At 58.4% G+C, this 17280-nt stretch carries 15 protein-coding genes and 1 pseudogene; 4 read left to right on the top strand and 12 right to left on the bottom strand.

What is annotated here, in order from left to right; translation table 11 throughout:
• Positions 1-74: 74 nt before the first annotated feature.
• The 7 genes and pseudogenes from ABRP88_RS07500 to ABRP88_RS07470 form a co-directional block, all read right to left on the bottom strand.
• Positions 75-623 carry an RNA polymerase sigma factor gene (locus tag ABRP88_RS07500; RefSeq protein WP_349836836.1) on the bottom strand — a complete coding sequence of 183 codons (549 nt, stop codon included), beginning with the start codon at positions 621-623 and terminating at the stop codon, positions 75-77.
• 93 nt (positions 624-716) lie between these two features.
• Positions 717-3236, bottom strand: a complete 2520-nt coding sequence (pepN, locus tag ABRP88_RS07495) for an aminopeptidase N (RefSeq protein ID WP_349836834.1) — start codon at positions 3234-3236, stop codon at positions 717-719.
• An 85-nt stretch (positions 3237-3321) separates the two neighbouring features.
• Entirely contained in the window at positions 3322-3669 is a 348-nt protein-coding gene (locus ABRP88_RS07490) for a hypothetical protein (protein WP_349836833.1), read from the bottom strand.
• Positions 3670-4060: 391 nt separating this feature from the next.
• The gene (locus ABRP88_RS07485) at positions 4061-4594 is read right to left on the bottom strand and encodes a YceI family protein (RefSeq protein WP_284611344.1); all 534 of its coding nucleotides are present in this window, start codon (positions 4592-4594) and stop codon (positions 4061-4063) included.
• A 111-nt stretch (positions 4595-4705) separates the two neighbouring features.
• Positions 4706-8143, bottom strand: coding sequence for a murein biosynthesis integral membrane protein MurJ (gene murJ / locus ABRP88_RS07480; RefSeq protein WP_349836831.1), 3438 nt, complete (start codon positions 8141-8143; stop codon positions 4706-4708).
• A 20-nt stretch (positions 8144-8163) separates the two neighbouring features.
• Positions 8164-10380 (bottom strand): DUF6049 family protein, encoded by a 2217-nt coding sequence (locus ABRP88_RS07475; RefSeq protein WP_349836829.1) that lies wholly within the window; start codon positions 10378-10380, stop codon positions 8164-8166.
• Positions 10380-11042: pseudogene (locus ABRP88_RS07470) on the bottom strand (NUDIX hydrolase); the annotation flags it as partial. The pseudogene ABRP88_RS07470 and the gene ABRP88_RS07475, both read right to left, overlap by 1 nt.
• Before the next feature lie 31 nt (positions 11043-11073).
• Here ABRP88_RS07470 and ABRP88_RS07465 point away from each other — a divergent pair.
• From ABRP88_RS07465 to ABRP88_RS07450, 4 genes are read left to right on the top strand one after another with little or no spacing between them, the layout of a single operon-like run.
• Positions 11074-12510 carry a CCA tRNA nucleotidyltransferase gene (locus tag ABRP88_RS07465; RefSeq protein WP_023016392.1) on the top strand — a complete coding sequence of 479 codons (1437 nt, stop codon included), beginning with the start codon at positions 11074-11076 and terminating at the stop codon, positions 12508-12510.
• On the top strand, positions 12510-13106 hold the full coding sequence (locus ABRP88_RS07460) for a YqgE/AlgH family protein (RefSeq protein WP_349836827.1): 597 nt from the start codon (positions 12510-12512) through the stop codon (positions 13104-13106). Before ABRP88_RS07465 ends, ABRP88_RS07460 begins: the two co-directional genes overlap by 1 nt.
• 39 nt (positions 13107-13145) lie before the next feature.
• A complete protein-coding gene (locus ABRP88_RS07455) occupies positions 13146-13877 on the top strand; it encodes an AzlC family ABC transporter permease (protein ID WP_284853911.1) in 732 nt (243 codons plus the stop codon).
• Positions 13878-14210, top strand: coding sequence for a branched-chain amino acid transporter permease (locus tag ABRP88_RS07450; RefSeq protein ID WP_349836826.1), 333 nt, complete (start codon positions 13878-13880; stop codon positions 14208-14210).
• Positions 14211-14221: 11 nt separating this feature from the next.
• Here ABRP88_RS07450 and ABRP88_RS07445 read toward each other — a convergent pair whose 3' ends face one another.
• From ABRP88_RS07445 to ABRP88_RS07425, 5 genes are all read right to left on the bottom strand, one after another.
• Complete coding sequence (locus ABRP88_RS07445; RefSeq protein ID WP_349836824.1) at positions 14222-14530, bottom strand: hypothetical protein; 309 nt, start codon at positions 14528-14530, stop codon at positions 14222-14224.
• 6 nt (positions 14531-14536) lie between these two features.
• Positions 14537-15511, bottom strand: coding sequence for a bile acid:sodium symporter family protein (locus ABRP88_RS07440; protein ID WP_349836822.1), 975 nt, complete (start codon positions 15509-15511; stop codon positions 14537-14539).
• Positions 15512-15642: 131 nt separating this feature from the next.
• Positions 15643-16008 carry a Rieske (2Fe-2S) protein gene (locus ABRP88_RS07435; protein ID WP_349836821.1) on the bottom strand — a complete coding sequence of 122 codons (366 nt, stop codon included), beginning with the start codon at positions 16006-16008 and terminating at the stop codon, positions 15643-15645.
• Positions 16009-16128: 120 nt separating this feature from the next.
• On the bottom strand, positions 16129-16344 hold the full coding sequence (locus ABRP88_RS07430; RefSeq protein ID WP_349836819.1) for a catechol 1,2-dioxygenase: 216 nt from the start codon (positions 16342-16344) through the stop codon (positions 16129-16131).
• 306 nt (positions 16345-16650) lie between these two features.
• On the bottom strand, positions 16651-17127 hold the full coding sequence (locus ABRP88_RS07425; protein ID WP_284770802.1) for an SdpI family protein: 477 nt from the start codon (positions 17125-17127) through the stop codon (positions 16651-16653).
• Positions 17128-17280: the final 153 nt, after the last annotated feature.

The following is a 17280-nucleotide window of genomic DNA, read 5'->3' as shown; positions in this document are numbered from 1 at the left end:
ATTGCAAATCGTTCATATTGCAAAGGCTAGCGGCTGCGAAATTGATGCAAGAATGATGCGACATCGAGATGTAGTTAACCGATGGCTTCGCGTAAGACCTCCCGCGCGCGTGCCCGTCGAGATTTAACGGTGCCAGGCTTTATGCCCTGGGCGGTGGCGACTTCGTTGACGCGGAACCCGGCGATATCGGTAAGCATGAGGGCTTCGCGCTGATCTTGCCTTAAAAGCTCCATGGCCTCGCGGACGACGAGCTGTTCCGCCAGATTTTCGGATGGGTTGTGTGCCAGCAGCGGATTGCGATCATCGGCAAAATCATCGCTATCGAGCGAGGCGTTTTCCCTATTAGCCCGGTGATTTAAATAGTCGTAGCCGGTGTTTTTAACCAGGCGGTGCAGCCACGTACTTAAGGCCGATTCCCGTCGGTATTTATGCAGATTGCAGCTAGCGCGCAGGAAGGCTTCTTGCACGACATCCTGCGCGTCATACTCATTCCTTGTATACCGCCGCGCCACGGTGGTCAGCCGCTTGCGGTGGCGTTCCACGATGGCGGAAAAGGCTTTATTATCCCCCTCGATAAAAGCATCAACTAATTCTTCGTCGCTGTGGTCAGGACTTAATGGCATCTGTAGATTCCCCCCGGATCAACAAGTGTTAAAGCAATTGTGACCCGGGGAGAACTCCGGCGCGAGCCGGCGGCGGTACAGTCTATTGACCTTCTATTGTTGGGCGCGCACACGCAGGGTGCGGCGCAGGTGGTCGCGGCACTCCAAAAGCACGCGGCGCAGCGCACCCGGCAGATCCTTGTGCAGTAGTTCCGTGGTAGCGGACTCCGCCATGGAAGATTCCGGGTAGAGGCCGCGGATCAGCCGGTTGGCGATCTCGATGGGGTGGTTATCCCAAATATCTTCGACGCGGCGGAAGAACTCTTCGGCGAATTCTTCCTGCAGCTTTGCCGAGCGCGGGGCGTTGAAGCCTGCTAGCAGGGCATCGACCTCCGCATTGGAATACTCCCCTGGCGTCAGCGCGCTATCGAAGGCGGCCCGCTTGGTCTCCGGCGTCGGGAAGGCGTGGCTAGCGCTCAAGAATTCGGCGGCGCCGGTCAGAGTATTATCCCGCTGCTTTTCTGCTTCCAGCTCAGCTAGTGCGACGGCGTCGCGGGCGGCCAAGGCGCGCAGGATGGACCAGCGGATCTGCGGATCGAGGCGCAGGCCCTCCACCGAGCCAACAAGCAGGTCACGCAGGCGCTCGGTGCCGGAGGCCTCCGGCGTTGCGGCCAGTGCGGCAATGGCGGTGCGGGCCAGAATGAGCTGCGCATCGGAGCCCGGATCTGCGGCGCCGAGCTGATCCCACAGAGCACCGGCGAATTCGGCGCGCACCTGCTCGCGGCGGTCTTCGGCCACATAGTGCTGGATGGCAAAGTGCGCATTGCCGTAGGCGGTGGTTAGCAGCGTGGCATTGGTCTCTGCGGGCGCGTGCTTGGCGACGACCCCCACGTACTCCTCCGCAGTCCACTCCCCGTCCCTGGTGAGGTTCCACAGCGAGGTCCAGATGACCGCGCGGCTGAGCCCATCCTGGACCTCGGACAGGTGATCGCTGATGGTGGCAAGCGAAACGTCGTCGAAGCGGACCTTGGTGTAGGTGTGGTCGGCATCGTTAAGCAGCAGCAATGCCGGGGCCTTCTCACTCGCCGCCTCATCCACGATGGTGCGGTGACCACCGGCGGGAAGGTCGATGTCGAACTCGCGGTACTTGTTCAGGCGGGCATCAAAAAGAGCCACGCTCAGGCGGTGCGGGCGGGTCGTATCCTCGGCCTCGGCGCTCACCGCGAGCTCGGTAATCTTCTCGCCCTCCGTGTGCAGCTCCGGGGTGAGGGTATCCGGACCCCAGGTGCGCAGCCATGCCTTTGACCAGGAATCAAGGTCACGATCAGTGTGCTTTTTCAGGGCCGTGAGTAGGTCATCGAAGGTGGCAGCGGCGAAGGCATGTTCCTGAAAGTAATCCCGCGCGCCTGCGTAAAAGTTATCGCGGCCCACGTAGTGCACGAGCTGCTTGAGCACGGCTGCGCCCTTGGCATAGGTAATGCCATCGAAATTCTGGCGCGCGGCATCCACGTCTGGGATATCGGCCTTGATGGGGTGGCTGGTGGGAAGCTGATCTTGCAGGTAGGCCCAGTTTTTGCGCTGGCCGGCGAAGTTGACCCACGCCTCTTCATAGGCGGTGGCGTGCACGGAGGCATCGGCTCCCATGAACTCGGCAAAGGACTCTTTGAGCCAGAGATCGTCCCACCACTGTGGGGTGACAAGATCGCCGAACCACATGTGGGACATCTCGTGCAAAATGGTATTTGCGCGAGCGGCCTTCTGGCTGCGCGTGGCCTTAGAGCGGAAGATATAGCTTTCGGTGAAGGTCACTAGGCCCGGGTTCTCCATGGCGCCGAGGTTATATTCCGGCACGAAGATGGAATCGTACTTGCCCCAAGGGTAAGCAAAGCCGAAGTTCTCGTGGAAATAGTCCATGCCCTGCGCGGTAAGCTCCAGGATTTCCTCGTCCAAATACTCAAACATGGAGGCGCGGGCAAAGGCGCGCAGCTGCGCGGAGTGATCGCCATCCGGCGAGTTCCAGGTGCGTTCTTGATACTTATACGGCCCAGCGGCAAAAGAGGTGAGGTACGTCGAAAGCGGCGGGGTGGGCGCAAAGCGGACCGTGGCATTGTCCCCGTGCTCCTCGCGCTCGGTCTCCGGCTGGTTGGAGAGGATCTGCCAGTCCTTCGGCGCGGTCATGGTGACGTGGAACGGCGCCTTGAGATCCGGCTGCTCAAAGCAGGGGAAGATGCGGCGGGCATCGGAAGGCTCAAGGTGCGAGTACAGATAGGTCGCGTCATCGGCCTGGTCGTGCATGCGGTGCAAACCCTGGCCCGTGCGCGAGTAGCGCGAGACGCCAGTGATCTCAATCGTTAGCTCCTCCCCCACCGGCAGTTCGTGGAGGCGGATAAGGCTGCCATCAAAGTCGACGTCCTGCGCCTGACCGTTAACCGTTACCTGTTCTACCGATTCTCCCAAGTAGTCCAGGAAAAGCTCGGGCTCGGTGGTGGTGAGCTCTATGCGGCTTGTCGCGCCGAACGTGGGGCTTTCCTTCACCTGAGATAAGTCCAGGTGCAGGTAGTATGCCTGCAGGTCTACTGCCGCAGCGCGCTCCTGAAGCAGCTCGTGCTGGGTTTTATCGCGTTGTGTCGTCATAGTTAGAAACTATAGTTACCGCAGCGGGAGATGTAACAAGGTATTGGATTTGATAAGCGGAGTGTGGCGATGCTGGGCTCAGCATTCACTTCTGCTGAGATTTGATAATCGCTACAGCGGCGAAAGCAACGTATGCGATCAGTACGCCAGCAGTGGCAAAGCTAAAGGATGCCATTGCGGAACTTGAAATGTTCTCTCGGACTGCAAAGCTCACAGCTGACACAATCCCGGCGGCTATCGCAATGGAATTTACGGCAAGTGGAATCGTCGCCTTATAGTGATGAATCTGCCAAGCGGTGACCGCCGTTCCAAAAAGCAGGCCAATAATTACAAATGCATTGTCTTGCATGTACATAGCCCACAGGCACGAGGAGACCGCCAATATCCCCAGCGATGCGTAGGTGAGGTCTTGTGAAGTAGTGGCCGTTTTCATGGTGTTCTCCTTGCGTCTCGTCCCGGCATTTCTGTCTGTGATTCCTGGGGAGGAAACCACGTCCAGCTATGTCACGCCTTCAACACTCGAAAGGAAACCAGTGTTCGTGTTTGGGCAATCACGATCTGCCCGATCATTCGGGTAGGCGCAGATTCATACATTAAATCCACGTACTTCAGTGAGGCGTACACCATCATTATTGCATCCTAGGGATAAAAGGAAGGGTGAGTTTGCTCTGGTATGGGCCCGTGCCACGCTAGCGCGGGCGCAAGATTGAAAGTCTTGGGCAGGGAATATGACTAAAGCCCGCAGCCGAGTGGGTACGCGGCGCGGGCTTTAGCTGTTGGTAACCAGGGGGCTGTGAGAGCCCAAGGTTTTCAAAGAAGTGCGATTACTGCTTGATGGCAGAAACCTCGAGCTCGATCTTGATGTCTTCGGAAACGAGGACGCCGCCGGTCTTGAGCGGAGCGTTGAAGTCGATGCCGAAGTCCTTGCGGTTGATCTTGGTCTGTGCCTCGAAGCCCAGGCGGAAGTTGCCGAATGGGTCCTCAGCGGTAGCGACCTCTTCAACCTTGAGGTCGACAGACTTGGTGGTGCCCTTGATGGTGAGGTCACCGGTGACGGTGCCGTTGCCGTCTTCGTCAACGTTGACGTTGGTGGTGGTGAAGGAAAGCTCTGGGTGCTCCTCCACGTTGAAGAAGTCTTCGTTCTTTACGTGGCCATCGCGGTCCTCGTTGCCGGTGGAGATGGAGTCAGCCTTGATGGTGGCCTCTGCGGTGGAGTCCGCGATGTTCTCGGCAACGTTGATGGTGCCTTCGAATTCACCGAAGTTGCCGCGCACCTTGGTGACCATGGCGTGCTTGGTAACGAAGCCGATAACGGTGTGCTCTTTGTCGATGGTGTAGGTACCTGCTGCGAGGGATATAATTGATTCTCCTAACGTTGTTGTTGATGTAACACCAACTACGATACTCGACTACGCACTTTAGTCAAGCCTTGAAGTAAAATTTCTTTTTCCAACCCGCTGACCTCGGTATTAAGGATGGCCCACAAGCTGGACCTCCCCCAGTGTAACCTCTTTTGACTTAGGCAGATCCGTGATGACTATGAGCGCGGCATCGAATTTCTGAGGCGTTTCCTTCAACTCTAAATCCTCGTTTGCGTGCTTGAACTTGCCCTCCGCCAATTTGGGAAGGGAACTCAGCTGCGGGTGTTCCGGATCGAAATCGTCTTTGTTGACGCCGTAGATGTCATAGTGCGCGCCATTGGACCTGGTGTGGGTCACGGTCATGACCGAAAGGTGGGCCGGGTTATCCAGGGTAAGTAACACGCCTGAACCGGTTTCCTTCGTGGACCAGGTGGTGATCGTCTTGCCATCGATAAGCTGCTCATTATCCTCGCCGTCTGGCACCGTAATAGCGGAAGATTCCTTGAGGTGCACCGGCGGGGTATTCGGGATCATCGTGGAGCCCTGCACGGTTTCGGTAACGGAACCGGTCTTTTCCACATCGCTGAGCAGGGACATCACCCACGTCGTCAGCGCTGCCATGCCCACGACGAAGATGGTGGCGAAAATGCCGATGACCACGACGCCGGAACCCGAGTAACCGCGGCCACCAAAGCCTGGTTCTTGCTTCGGATCCTCTTCCTGCGAGGGTTCATCTTCAACGACCACGGGGAGGGCCTCCGTCTTTTCTTCCTGTTCTTCTGGGGCGAATTCACGCAGGCGCTTGGCGATGCCCGCCGAGGTCAGCCCCTCCGCCTCCTGCAGCTCTTCCAACTTTTCTTCGCGGGTTTCTGCATCCGCGGCATCGAAGGCCAGCCGCGCTGCTTCGAGTCGCTCTGCGGCCTCGTCGGCGGTGAGATTGGCGTCATCGGAAATATCGCGCAGCTTCTTCGGCGATGGTTCGGTGGATTCGACCAGCATGCTTAGCGCGGAGCTTAGGGCCTCGCGGTCGCTTTCTGCAGACGTCCCATCCAGTACTGCGGGGAAGGCAACCTTGATGATGCCGGAGGTGGATACGCGGAAGCGGTCGCGGTGCTCCACGCCGAGGATGAGGCCGGCGTCGTGGGCCGTGGCGGCATCGGCAAACAGCGGCGCGGTAGCGCGGGCGACGGAATTGGGGTCGAGGTTATCTGCCTCTGCCACCTGCTTGAGGGAGGTGCCCTCAAACCAGTCCGCCACCACCAGGCAGCCGGTGCGGTAGGACAAAATCTCGATATTATCCGCCATGGTCTCCAGGTTGAGCTCGGCCAAACGCCGCGTATTGCGGGAGATTTCGGCGGAGCGGCGGGCAGAGACCGTGGGCGTCGATGGTGCGATGGGCGCCTGGGTATTGGTATCGACGAACGTCAGCGCCACGAGGCGGCCGGTGGATTGTTCGCGGGCCTGCCAGAACCGGGCGCCGGATACAGCGCCGTGATCCTGCAGGAGGCGGAAGCGGCCGTCCGAGACAGGGGCGCCGGGGACCAAGCGCGGGCCGCGGACGATACCGGCGGACATCGGTGGCGGCACCAAGGTGGCATTGAAGGAATCCTGCGTATAGACCGGCTGGATTTCCTGCAGGTCTGGTTCCTCGACCTCGATGGCCTTGGAACTGTCCACCGTGATGAACCGGGACATTCCCGGGATGCGCTGGAGGGCGCGGGCCAGGTTCTGCACCTCAGGCAGGGAGGACTTGGACAGGACGAGCCCGGTGATAATCACAAAGACGATGCCCAGCGCCACGACCTTGACCAGCGAGACGATCGAAGGCAGTTGCTCCGGCAAGACCAATTGCATGAGCCAGTACAGCGCCCACGACACAACCAGGCCGACCGCGCCGGCGCCGGCGGACCAAAGGACCGTTTGGGTTACGGCCTTGCCCCCCAGGCTGCCCAGCTTGCGCTTGAGCAGGAAGCCGCCGATGACCGCACCGGAGACAAAGCCAAAGCCGTTGGCGGTACCGAGGAGGATAACCACTCGGTCCGGGTTGCTGGTCATCAACGGCGCCAGCAAGGTCAGCACGACCTTAGTCAGCGTGATGCCGGCAATGATGAAGGTGGGCGTCCACGCCTCTTCCCTAGCGTAGAAAACGCGCAGGTGCAGCAGCACCAGCGCATAGGGTATCAAGGTAAAGGCAGAAAAACTGATGGTGAGGCCGAGCTGCTCTGCGCTATCCGCGCCGTAGGCGCCGTACTGGAACAGGGCGCGAGCAATGGGCACGCCGAAGCCCGTCATGAAAATGACGATGGGGATTAGCGCGATGAAGGTCAGCTTGGTACCCAAGGTGAGGTCGCGTACCACGGCATCGACATCGCCATCGGCGGCATTGCGCGAAAGCCGCGGCATGATGGCGGTCAACAAGGTCACGCCGATAACGCCATAGGGCACCTGCAGCATCAGCCACGCGTTCTGGTACACCAGCGGCGCACCGGCATCGGCATACGCCGCCACGCGGGAGGTGACCACATAACCCAGCTGGGAGATGGCCACGTAGGTAATAATGGCCAGCGCCATGCCGCCGAATTGTTTGATGCGGGCATCGAGGCCCCACTTCGGGCGCAGGTTGATGCCGGCCTTTTTCAGGTACGGAACAAGGATCAAGCACTGCACAATCACTGCAGTGGTGGTGCCCAGACCCAGCAGCATGATGTGTGGATCCGCCACCGGCGTAGGTTCGTGCGGGTCGAGGCGGCCCGGCAAAAAGCGATAAGCCAGCAGGACGCTGATGGAGATGATGTTATTGATCACCGGTGCCCAGGCGCCAGGGCCGAAGATATTCTTGGTATTTAAGACCGCCTGGAAGAGGGCGAAAAGGCCGTAGAACAGGATCTGCGGCAAGAGCAAGAAGGCCAATGATGTTGCCTGCACGGCATTGGCCTTGGAATCTTCAGGCAGCATCATCCTCGTTAATAATGGCGCGAAGATAACGGAGAGGATGGTAACGATGCCCAGGATGGAAAACGCCAGGGTAAAAAGTCTTCGGACGAAGGTTTCGCCGCGGTCCGAGTCTTCCTTCTCCGCGCGCACCAAGACCGGAACCACCAGTGAGGTCAGCACCGCGCCCAGCACGATTTCGGTGACCAGGTTGGGGATCTGGTTGGCGCTACTGAAGGCCGTTCCCACCGTGGCACCAAGGGTGGCGCCAATAAGCATCTGCCGCAGGAAGCCGGTGATGCGCGAGAGCAGCGTGGCAATGGCCATCGTTCCCGTCGCGCGGATCACGTCCTGATTGGAGGCCTCGATCTCCGCATTGCGGCCAGTCAGCGCGGACTTATCTTCCTCAGGGGGAACAGTCGTGTTCTGCACTGAGGGCTTGGGCCGCTTTTCTGGTACCGGTGCGGGTGGAGAGGCGCGCACGATGCGGCCGCGCGCGCCGACGGTAACCGGGACACGGTTCTCTTCCGCATTGGGGGCGGTATCCGTGGGGTCTACCGCGCCCGCAGGTGCCTTCTCCGCGTGGTGGGCCTGGCGGCCATCTTTTTCGGTCATAGAGGATACAACTTCAACTTTTACTTTTCAGCCTTGTGATTTTTGCGTCGGTGACGGCCAAGCCGAAAGAGCGTAGCCAAAACCAGCACGAGAGCGCCGGCTATGCCGGCAGCGTATAAGGTTACGATACCGGCACGTGTCTGCACGGAGATAGTGATGGGCTGCGAAATGGTCTGATCTTTAGGAGTGGCCAGCCACAGCCCAATGTCCGTGCGATCCGCGTCCTTCGGCATATCAGCGGTCATGGATACAGTAATAGAGCCCTTAGCGGGAATACGGACGCTTTTGGGCGTGTTGAGCCGCGCGCCATCGGGGGCATCGTATTGCAGCTTTGCCTCCACCGGCAACGGCAGGCCATTTTCGGCCACGATGAGCAGCGGCGATGACTCAGATACGCGGGTATAAACATTTCCCGGGGGGATGAGGGAGACAGAATCGCGCAGATCCCGCAGCGTATTGGAGTGCATCTCCATGGTGCGGGAAAAGGACTCGCGCGCCGCGGCGTGGGTGCCCAAGCTATCGCGATTATTAAGCGATAACGAGTTGAGGAGATCGCGGCGCAGCGGCAGCACGAATTCAGAGCGCGTCATGGTGATATCAGGGTCATCGACCACGATATTCATCAGCTCATCGGTATAGCGCGCCTGTTGCTCAACGCGGGCCAATTCCGGCTCCGAAAAGACCGCCGGATCGATAAAGGGACTACCGGTAGGAGCGTTGGGATCGCCTTGTTGCAATTCCACCGCGCTGATCCCGCGGGGGCGGGAGTGGCCGGACTTGAGCAGGTCTTCCGCGGCGGCGAGTGCATGCTCGGCCGCGCTTGGGTCAAGGTAGTTCGGAAGCTTGGCCACGGTATCTTCCCCGCCCGCAAGGCTGAGGGCCGCCCCGCCCGTGATGGCGCGAGACAAAGCAGAATCTTTGGAGTAGTCATAGCGCAGCTCCGGGTTGGAATAACCAACCGTCTGTGGCTTGGAGCCGGTTTGGGATAGCAGGGCGCCAAGGGAGGCATCGAAAGTCGCGGCCTCGCCGGACCAGTTCGAATTATCCGCAACCAGGGATGGCACCGGCAATTTTTGGTCAATATAACCGGAACCTACCGCCAGGATATTGCTAGCCGGCGCCTTGCCCAGGATGCGCTCGATGGTCTGGTTGCCGCGCTGTAAACCTTCAAAGAGAAGGGCAGGATTATTGGTCCTAGCCACCGCAGAGGCATTCGCATTGGCCCAGGGCATGGCGATGAAACAATCCAGCTCGCGCAGGCGCTCTAGCCACCGCTCGGCATCATTTTTAGCTTCGCCTGGCTCTCCTTTGTCATCGTCACTGCTCCGCGACCAAGAATCGCGCAGGCGCTTGGGACGATCGCCTTGCGCGGGGCGCGTGGAATTGACCGTATAGCCTTGCGACATGCGGTTGACGGTATCGAGCAGCGCGGGGTCGATGGCCACACAGCCGGCCCCCTGCAGGTCATGATCCTCGTAGGTAGAAACCAACGTATCGAGGCGGCCGCCTTCGCGCAGTTCGTGCCCTAACTCATCGGAGGACAAGATGAGCTCTTCTCCCCCTAGCCCGCCGGGGAGGATGTCTAAGTTCGCGCTGATGGGATAGACCACCGTGAGATCGTGCGGTTGGGAGTCTTCGGCTTCGTCGTGTTCTTCTTCTGGTGCCGCGGCCGCCGCGACACCAGTCGGCCCTTCTCCGGAGAATTGGGCCACAAATCGCTCTTCCGCTAGGCTCACCGCATCGCCCTCGAGAGTACCGGTCAGGGTAAATAGCAGCGGATAGGCGCCCGGTTCATTGATTGCCAAGGTGCGCTCGGCATCTAAGCCACTGGGCACGGTAAAGCTTATTTCCCGGGTTTCACCTGGCTGCAGCGGTGCGGTGGTCATGCCAGAGCCATAATAAGGAAAATCACCGGTGGCCATTTCTGTACGCGCTTCTGCTGCATCAGCAACGCTATCGCCGCGGCGGCTCGTTACCTGCAGATCTTCCAAGGGCTGATCGGTGGGGTTATGCACGCGGAAGCGCAGCCGCATGTCAGTGCCTACGGTAAAGGGCTGGGCATCGATAAGATCCAGATCGGCGCGCTCCGGCCCGCGCGCGCCCAACCAGGCTTGGATATCCATCTGCTCGTCCGGAACAGAGTCCATTTGGGCCGCCGCGCTTGGTAAGAACAATCCCCAACCGGCAAGTACCGCGCAACCGCCAGCCGCGGCAAGTGATTTGAGGCGCTTGTGCATTAGCGTGGGGTCGCTTTCCCTGCGTCGGCTTCCTTTCGTGCGAGATCGGGGAGGAGATCGTGCGCGATGCGCGCGAGCTTGCGTTCGTCCGCGTACGCCAAGTGCTCGATGAGTTCAGAAACGGGGATCCAGGACACCTCGGTCACCTCTGGATCCTCATCGTTCATGATGCCGTCCACAAAACGCAGGAGGTGGTGGTGCACCGTCTTGTGAATGCGCACGCCATCAGAGACGAACCAATAATCGATCACCCCGAGGTCAGCGAAAACCTCGCCGGAAATGCCGGTTTCTTCCCATACCTCGCGCTCCGCGGTGACCTCCTTGGCCTCGCCATTTTCCACATGCCCCTTGGGCATGGACCACAATAAACGGCCGCGGCGGTCTAAGCGCCCAATCAGCGCTACGTAGACGCGGGACAGGTCCGCTTTACCGTTGCCATCGACGCACTCGGCGAGCCCAGAGATTACGAGCCCGCCCGCAGATGTCTCATCGCGGGTCTCCATGACGGTGGAGGTACCGTGATTATTGCCACCGCGTTGCTGTCTGCGCTGCTGGTTAGTGCGGCGCGTGCGGTTATCCGGCCGCCGCCGGCGCCGGCGCCGGTTACGGCTACGGCCACCTCCTTTGGAGGGGCCTTGCGCGGAGCCTTGTTCTTGGTTAGTCATCCCTGCCAATCGTAGTAGACTCTCACCCGTGAATTTTCAGGACACTCAGTTAATCGGCGTTCTTGCGCGCGCGGAGTCTACCGTGAACTCGCTCAGTGGCTTATTGAGCGGGCTGGTGGAGAAGTTCAGCGCGCGTGGACATGCCCTCTACCTCGTGGGCGGCTCGGTGCGCGATGCCCTCCTCGGCCGCTTGGGCAATGATCTGGACTTCACCACCCCTGCGCGCCCAGAGGTGGTCAAGGAAATCCTGGATGAGTGGGCCGAAACGGTATGGGATACCGGCATTGCCTATGGCACCGTATCCGCCGTGTACAAGGGCCAACAGATAGAAATCACCACCTTCCGCTCTGATTCCTATGATGGGCAGTCCCGCAACCCCGAGGTCATCTACGGCGATAGCCTGGAAGGCGATTTGGTCCGGCGCGATTTCAAGGTCAATGCCATGGCTATTGAGCTGCTTGCCGATGCCACCTTTGAGTTCCACGATCCCCTCGGCGGCCTTCACGATGTGGCTAATAAGGTGCTCGACACCCCGGATAAACCGGAAATCTCCTTCCACGATGATCCACTGCGGATGTTGCGCGCCGCGCGCTTTGCGTCCCAATTAGAGTTTCACGTGGCAGACCGGGTGGTTGCTGCCATGCGCGATATGGCGGCAGAGATCCAGCGCATTACGGTAGAGCGCGTTCAAGTGGAGCTGGATAAGCTTATGTGCGGCAAAGCGCCGTGGGATGGCATCGACCTGCTGGTCAATACCGGGATTGCGGATTACATCTTCCCGGAGATCCCTGCCCTGCGCATGACCACGGACGAGCACGCACAGCATAAGGACGTCTACGCGCACTCGCTCAAGGTACTGCGCCAGGCGATGGATCAAGAAGAAGACGGCCCCGACCTAGTATTGCGGTGGGCGGCATTGCTGCACGACATCGGCAAGCCCGATACCTTCGATAACACCGACGGTAAGGTTTCTTTCCACCACCACGAGGTGGTGGGCGCCAAGCTCACGCGGAAGCGGCTGCGGAAGCTGAAATACCCCAAGGCCACGACGGAAGATATTGGTCAGTTGGTCTACCTGCACATGCGCTTCCACGGCTTTGGGGAAAATCAATGGACCGATTCTGCCGTGCGGCGCTATGTTAACGACGCGGGTGATCTTCTCCCCCGCCTGCACAAGCTGGTGCGCGCCGATTGCACTACCCGCAATGCGAAAAAGGCGCGCCGCTTGCAGCGCACCTATGACCAGCTGGAGGAGCGAATTGCGGAGATCGGCCGCAAGGAAGACCTCGCACGGGTGCGCCCGGATCTAGATGGCAACGAGATCATGGAGATTTTGGGCCTCTCCCCTGGGCCCGAAGTGGGGCAGGCCTGGTCCTATTTGAAGGAAATGCGCTTGGAGTACGGCCCCCTCGAGCGGGAAGAAGCTATTGCGAAGTTGCGCCAGTGGTGGGAGTCTAAACAGTGATGTTTGCCGATAGATTATTTAACGCCCTCGAGCGCAACGAACCCGCCCCAGGGCAACTACTCGTGTCCGCACCGGGGATGCTGTCCCCGGAATTTGCCCGCTCCGTCATCCTGCTGGTTGAGCACAATGACATGATGACCTTCGGCGTGGACCTCACCAAGCGCTCAGAGGTGGCCATTTTTAATGTGCTCCCAGAATGGATGCCCGTCGTCGCTAAACCGCAGGCGCTGTATATCGGTGGCCCGCTCAACCAACAATCCGTCGTGGGCTTGGCGCAGACTAAGCAAGGCGTGGACCCAGATAAAGAGGAACAACTCAGCCGCCTTGCACCGCGCCTAGCGCACGTGGATCTGCGCTCCAACCCGGAAGATATCGAGCCGCTGGTTACCGGCATGCGCATGTTTGCCGGTTATGCCGAGTGGGGCCCCGGGCAGCTGGAGGAAGAAATCGAGGCCGGTGAATGGTTCGTGGCACCGGCCCTAGCGCAGGACGTGGTGGCCCCTGGCCAGGCCGATTTATGGGCCGATGTCATGAAACGCCAGCCTATGCCCCTGCCGCTGTATTCCACCTATCCCGTGAATGTGGATGATAATTAATTCCTAGGCGGCGGAAAGTGATCGGTTACACTAACCCGTATGCGCGAGGAAATCCACAAGGGCATTAAAGACACGTGGGCGGCGGCTCTCGGGCTAATTCCATTGGGCTTGGCTTTTGGCCTCCTGATGGTCCAATCCGGCTTTAGCTGGTGGTGGACACCTATATTTTCCATCGTTATCTACGCCGGTTCTATGGAGTTTCTCGCCATTTCCATGGTTACCGGCGGAGTATCCGCGCTCTCCTCGCTCCTTACCGGGTTTATGGTGAATTTCCGCCATATCTTCTACGGGCTAACGTTTCCCCGCAAGCGGATTAATTCCCCCGTGGGCAAGGCCTATTCCACCTATGCCCTCACGGATGAAACGTATGCCATCGTCTCGGCGCTGCCGCGCGAGGAGCGGCCTACCGGCATCCGCATTTTGAGTATTCAAATCTTTTGCCAAATTCTGTGGGTGGGTGGCGGACTCGTTGGTGCGCTCGCCGGCCAGGTAATCCCCTCCTCCGTTGAGGGAATGGAATTCGCCCTCGTCGCCCTATTCGTCGTTCTAGCGATGGACTCTTTCCGCAATAATCAGGATCTGTCGCTCCCGCTATCAGCCGCGGTCTTGGGCATTCTCGCTGCCTTCATTACCCCGGGACAGTTGCTGATGGTCTCCTTGAGCGCTTATTTCCTGTTGCTCATCATTCGCTATCTTTCGCCTCGCGTAGATAACGCGCTCACCTGGCGGCTGCAGCCGCTTGCCTCCACGACCGCGAAGGAGGAGAACTAAATGCCAGCTGGAGTCAGCTTAGGTGCGATTGCCGCAGTCCTTATCCCCGTAGGCATCGTGACCGTTTTATTGCGGGAGCTTCCCTTCTCCGCAAAGAAATGGATGAAGGATAGCGAGTTCTTTTCGCTGCTGGGCATGATGATGCCCGTGGGCGTTATGACCATCTTGGTGGTCTATGCCGTTGCCGGACAGGCGGACGACACCGGCGGTTTATGGCCAGTGTTGCTGGGCGTGTTGGTCACCGTCGGGCTGCACAGGTGGAAGCGGGATTCCGGATTATCCATCTTCGGCGGTACCGCTTTCTACATGCTGCTGGTGAACGTGGTGCTTTAGCCCGCGCTTAGCTAAAGGCCAAACTTGGTGGTAGCTTCCGTCCAGAGCGCCTCAAACTGTTCTTGGTCCATGTAGCGGGCGCTAATATCCGGGAACTCATCGTAGGTATCGGGGTGCGGAACCATTTCTTGCGGCTTGTCCACGTTTCCCGTGGAACTATTTGGGGTCGCTACCCCGACGACGGAGTCCGCGGGGTCCAGAGCGATCATGCGGTGCATGCGGCAGCGCTGGGCATCGTGTTCTTCTATTTCTGCGAGGTGGACCGCTGAACCCACTCCCGGGACGGAGAGTTCGGTGCGTACATAAAGGTAGTTAGCCATGGCTACCTAGTGTAGTTGTTCTTCGTCCTGCTGGGCGTACCGGGATGCCAACAATGAACAGATCATCAGCTGCACCTGGTGGTAAATCATCAGCGGGAGAATCAAAAGACCGAGCGATGTCGGTCCAGAGGCAAACATGACTGAGGCCATGGGAAGGCCGGTGGCCAAGGATTTCTTAGAGCCACAGAATTGGATCGCGATGATATCGGCGCGTGAAAACCCCAGTTTTCCAGAGATAAACCGCGTCAGCCACAACATGAAAATGACGAATGCTGCGGCGAAAACGACGAGGAAGACAATCTCCCAGACAGAGATGGAAGACCAGATTCCATCGACCACGCCCTTGGAAAAGGCCGAATAGACCACCATGGCAATGGACCCGCGGTCCACCACTTTTGTAGCCTTGCTCTGGGTGAAGTTCGCTATCCAGCGTCGAGTTAGTTGGCCCAACACAAAGGGTGCGAGAAGCAAAAGGGAAATTTCCCCAAAGACGGAAGTATCGATATGCAGGCCGGTACCGGTACCCATGAGAAGCATGACCAGGACTGGCGTGATGAAGACGCCGGCCAAGTTGGAGGTTGAGGCAGAGACAATGGCCCCAGATACGTTTCCCTTGGCAATGGAGGTAAACGCCACTGAGGACTGCACGGTGGACGGGACCAGCGTGAGGAATAGGATTCCCATGTACATATCGTCCGTAATGAACCCAGTGAGCGGCTGCAGTGCCACGCCAATGAGGGGATAAATAACGAAGGTGAACGCGAGAATGGTGAGGTGGAGCCGCCAGTGTTTGAGCCCATTTAAAGCTTCTTGGGTGGATAACCGCGCGCCATAGAGAAAGAATAACAACGCGATCGCCACATTCGTCAGACTGCCAAAGACGTCAGCGAAGGTGCCGCGGGCTGGTGCAATAATCGCGATTGCCACGGCCGTAAGGATGAGGACGATGAGCGGATCCGGCTTTTTAAGTCTGTGCAGCATGACCAAAAGTGTAAACCGTCGCGCGTGGTTCCACGAAAGGTTGTGGAGATAATTTTCTCCCGTGTGCCCTTCTTAAGCCGCATAGTTTCACGTGAAACCATGCGGGTAGAAGGTGAGGCATCCGCGGGTATTTACGCGGTAGTGACCTTTGCGCCCTCTTGGCTTACCTCAAACTCTTTGAGTGGGTCTCGGCCTGGTCCTTCGATCACCGAACCGTCTTGCAGGTTATAGGACGTATGATGTGCAGTGCAGGTGGCAGTCATACCGTCGATTTCTGTAATGGGGTTTTGTTGGTGCGGGCAGGTCTGGGAGTAGGCCTTAAACTCTCCCTCTTGCGGCTGTGTGAAGATAACCCCATCGACGATGATCCCGGAGCCTACGGGAATGTCCGTAGCCGCGATCTCCGCGGATGGTTCTGAGCCGCAGGCCGCGAGGTACGCACCTGCGAAAGTCGTAGCGGATCCGAGCAAAAACATGCGACGCGAACAAATAGCCATAGCCCCTACTCTATCCTGAATGGTTTAAGGTCGGAATATGATTTCGTCGGCGGGTAGTAATAATCGTGCGGAAATCATAACGTGGAAGTATCAGGTGCAGGTTTCACGTGAAACATACAATTAGGAAAAGTTACCGTTCCAGGTGGCGACGGAACCAGACTCGGTGGGTGTGAGTTCATAGGTGCCGGAATCGAGGCCTAAGTCATTAACGATGGGATGCGGACCTTCCCCTCCTGCGACTTGTGATTCCGGATTGACGCGTTGGGAGTCGGCGACATAAGAACCGATGCTAAAAGTGGAGACGGCGATTGCGGCGAGAGCTGTGGTTTTCTTCATGCCTCCCATTGTCTACCCTTGCCTGCATTAGGTGTAGCGGCTGAGTGGCACTGTGCGGAACCTTTATGCGAGTTCTATGAATTTCCACAGGAATTGCATTTAGTGGAGTGAGTCCACTATAGCTAAAGACCAATATGGATGTTATAACCGAATTGCCTTTCTAATTTAGTTGTGACGAAACGAGCATGACTGCTTGTTTAGAGCAATAAAGTCACTGTGTTATAAAAAATCTCCCTCCCTTGTCTCTGTATATGGCGATTGCCGGACAGGAAAGGGAGGGAGAAAAGGAACGCGAAAGCTTATTATTTAATTATCAGAGTGTCGGGCGGCCTGGCGGAGTGCGCCCAGATCAACCTCGGGTTGGGTGGCGGAGTCAGTGGCGGCCTCTTCCCCACCGCAGCCGCCGGAGCCACAGTTGCAGCTATCGCCACAACCATCTTCGCCGGCATGTGCTTGCTCGTAAAGAAATGCTGCGCGCGATCCAAGGTTCGAACCGACGGAAAGCGCGAGGATCGCGATGACGAAAGTGGTCACCGGAATGAGCCACATCCAACCCTCCGCGCGGAAAGCTACGACGCCACCGAAAAGCAGCGATACTCCGCCTAGGGCCCAGAAGGGACCGGCGACCGCGTGGGCATTATCCCATGCTTCTCGCGACTTTCGGATTTCTTGTAAACGCAAGCCGATGTATTTATTGCCTGGCAACCGCTTGGTGGCGGCGAGTGCGCCCACCGCGATAAGGAAAACGGCAAGGACTAAAAATATGATTCCCACTGCGACCATATCCTTAGTTTAATCCTGCAACACCATATTGGAAATTAAGCTACGGGGCTTGTGTCTTAAATATAAGGCGGCTCGGGTAATATTCAATTTGGATCGATCGATAGATATTCGCTCGGTTTTGCACCTGCACCACGTTGTTTCTCCTTCCGCTGG

Source organism: Corynebacterium sp. KPL2734, assembly GCF_040225595.1.
GTDB classification, from domain to species: Bacteria; Actinomycetota; Actinomycetes; order Mycobacteriales; family Mycobacteriaceae; genus Corynebacterium; species Corynebacterium rhinophilum.
Note: the sequence above shows the minus strand (reverse complement) of the source record. Positions and strands in the feature narration are given on the sequence as shown.